The organism is Candidatus Latescibacterota bacterium (assembly GCA_019038625.1).
GTDB lineage: Bacteria > Krumholzibacteriota > Krumholzibacteriia > Krumholzibacteriales > Krumholzibacteriaceae > JAGLYV01.
Genome location: JAHOYU010000109.1, coordinates 1 through 2,888, shown reverse-complemented (window position 1 = coordinate 2,888; position 2,888 = coordinate 1). Strand labels below are relative to the sequence as shown.

Below are 2,888 nucleotides of genomic sequence, written 5' to 3'. Positions count from 1 at the left end.
TGGAATCGACGGAAGGTGAGCCGATCAACGCCGATTTCAAGATCAAGGCGATGAAAGATTTTACTCCGAAGGAACTGATCGAGAACAACGACCATCTGTCGACGACCTACTACAGCAAAGAGATCCTGGCAGATCTCGACAAACAGCTCAAGAAGAACAATGCCCTCAAAAAGACTCTTTCGGACGCGGAGAAGAAAGCAGCTCTTTTGAAAGCGGCACAGTACTATATCGATCTGTTAACCGAATAAAAACGAGGAGATACGAATGGGTGACGAAGAAAAGGAAATGCAGCCTCAGCAGCAGGAAGCAGCAGAGGCAAAGCCAGCTGCGGCAGGTGAAACCTTGTCGGACGATGAGTTCGCCGAGCTCCTGAGTGAAAAATTCGGGAAGTTCGAAGAGCTGGCGAAAATTCTTCCTTCTTTCAAGACAGCCGATGGAGACCTCGTCAGGGGTGTCGAATGGCTCGATCCGAAGAAGGATTTCCAGAGAAAGGAATTCCTGACGAAGAAAGATTTTGCCAAGCAGAGAAAACTTCTCGCGGAGAGGCTGAAACTATGGGTCGAGGCACTGTCCGGTGGTGACGATCCCGATGGTATGCGGAAAGTCATCAATGAGAAGATGACCAAGCTTGAGGCGAATCTCGACAAGAACATGAAAAGGGTCATGCGTTCCGGCAGGGAAGTCGAGACGACATATCGCTCCATTGACAAGTTTTTTGCCAACGCGCAGCAGGAACCTGACGAAAAGGTGAACGCATGGTTCGCCAATGTCAGTGCCGAAGACCTGATGAACCCGGACGACAAGGAAAAGTTCGAGGAACTCGGTAAGGCGATATCGGATCTATACCGTGAGTGGTCGATCAAGGAATGTTTCTCGATGGCGGTCATCCCCGGATGGCTCGGTTCGGTCGAGAACATCGATTCGGTAGCCCGGCAGATCGGCCTGCCGAACAAGCTTCATGTCATCTCCGACCTTCCCGATTTCGAGAAGTTCGAAGAGGTAATGGATATGCTGGAGGATCCCGCATATGCCAGCCTCGCCGGGATAGACGACTACAAGCAGTATATCTCGATATTTGCCAACTACGTGATGGCTCGTGAGGCCAACCAGTATGAGGACGGCGACATGTGGATCCCGCCTTCCTCACTCGTCGCGGGCAAGATGTACCAGGGCGATACGACGGCTGGTATGCAGCAGCCGTCAGCCGGATTCAAATACGGCAAGATCGCCGAATCGAAGTACATCAAGTTCAGGGCGAACCAGCCGGACGCCAGCAAGATCAACGAGAAGGGCGTCAACACCATGGTGAATTTCGAAGGCGCTGTCGTAGCGATGGGTTCTTCGACCATGTCCACCAAGGAGACATTCAACATCTATTCGATCCGGCGGACCTACGACTACGTGTACAAGACGCTTCGCAATTACCTGAACAAACAGACGTTTTCAGTGATCGATCAGAAGTTCATCGACACCCTTAGAAGGGACATCGACAAGTTCATGAAGGCTATTTCAGGTGGAGACAATATCCTGGAAGACTTCAAGGTCGAGATCTTTGCCGATGAAGAGATGCGCAAGAAACAGGAAGTCGATATCAAGGTCGCTCTCAATCCTAAGTATCCCGCGAGGACCTTCAATATCGAGTTTGCGGCATGGAACGATGACGATCAGACGAAAGTGAAGGATGTTTAAACGTAAGGGATGATTAAATCAGGGGATGTTTATCAGAAACCGTGTCTGAAAGGCCGGTTTGAAAGGAGTTGTAGAAGATGGCGAGAAGACCAACACTGGAGATTGATGGTGTCGTATTCAAGAATGTCTACTCTGTAAGCTATGTTCTCTATACAGCGAAGGATGAGACCGGGCGCCCCGCGGACCGCGCGCATGCCGGGGTCATCACGGTGAGAAGAGAATCGGACGAGACCGTAGATATAGCTCGTTGGGCGATGGATTCATCAAAGCCGAACTGGAAGAACGGCAGGGTTACCTTCAGGAATCCCGATGATGCCACGATGAAGGAACTCACATGGGAAAGCGGTTTCATCACTGCGTATCAGGAGAGTGTGCCTCATATCAAGAATAATCCTGACGAACAGATTTGGGAAGAATTCGAGATCTCCTGCGAGAAGCTGGCGATAAGCGATGCAGAGATCGACAACCTCTGGCAGGAATAAAATAAGGCGGCCGTGCCGCTTGAGAAAATCTGTCATTGACCGAAAAGTCGGGTCCTGAGGTCCTGGTCCGGAAGTCGCCGGACTGGGACTGACCTGCTTATGCCGGGGAGTGCAATATGGCTCTATTGGAAACACCCGCCGAATGTCTGATCAGGGTGGACAACGAGGAGATCAGGTTCAATATATCGAGCGTGAGGCTCGATCAGTTCATCGATTCCCACCATCAGCTCGTCATACAGATCCAGCAGGTGGGCAAGAAAGCATCGGACCAGGATTTCGATGATCCCGGTGATTACACAAAATTCCTTGGCAGCAATATCACTCTGAACATCAAGCCCAGTGGAAGTATGGTCGACGAGGCACGCGCCCTCGAGTTTATCGGCGTCATAACGGATGTACAGCTTGAGAACAGTATCGATGGCCTGAACATGGTCAGGATACACGCCGCATCGCCTACGATCGCCATGGACGGGGCCATAAAGAATGCTCATTACCACGAGAAGAGCGCCAGTGACATAGTCAGCGGCCTTCTTGGAAACTATCAGGTCACTGTAGGTACTGTAGAATCGACCAGTGGCAAATACAAGTTCGACACCCAGTATCGGGAATCAGATTTCGATTACATCATGCGTCTGGCCACAGCTTCCGGGATGTTTGCATGGTATTCGGGGCGCGATTTCAATATGTCACCAGCCAACGGCAGCAATACCGTGGAGC

The 2,888-nt window shown here is 51.0% G+C and carries 4 protein-coding genes; all 4 read left to right on the top strand.

Annotated elements, in window-relative coordinates:
- Positions 1–248: type VI secretion system contractile sheath small subunit (locus tag KOO63_08460; protein MBU8921838.1), on the top strand; the 248-nt coding region annotated here is incomplete at its 5' end.
- A gap of 16 nt (positions 249–264) precedes the next feature.
- On the top strand, positions 265–1,689 hold the full coding sequence (locus tag KOO63_08455; GenBank protein MBU8921837.1) for a DUF5458 family protein: 1,425 nt from the start codon (positions 265–267) through the stop codon (positions 1,687–1,689).
- A gap of 77 nt (positions 1,690–1,766) precedes the next feature.
- Positions 1,767–2,171 (top strand): hypothetical protein, encoded by a 405-nt coding sequence (locus KOO63_08450; protein MBU8921836.1) that lies wholly within the window; start codon positions 1,767–1,769, stop codon positions 2,169–2,171.
- A 116-nt stretch (positions 2,172–2,287) separates the two neighbouring features.
- On the top strand, positions 2,288–2,888 hold a 601-nt coding region (locus tag KOO63_08445), incomplete at its 3' end, for a phage late control D family protein (GenBank protein MBU8921835.1).

What these genes read in the sequence shown, in the direction of transcription:
- KOO63_08455 (MBU8921837.1), top strand. Translation starts at nt 265, where the DNA reads ATGGGTGACGAAGAAAAGGAAATGCAGCCTCAGCAGCAGGAAGCAGCA.
- KOO63_08450 (MBU8921836.1), top strand. Translation starts at nt 1,767, where the DNA reads ATGGCGAGAAGACCAACACTGGAGATTGATGGTGTCGTATTCAAGAAT.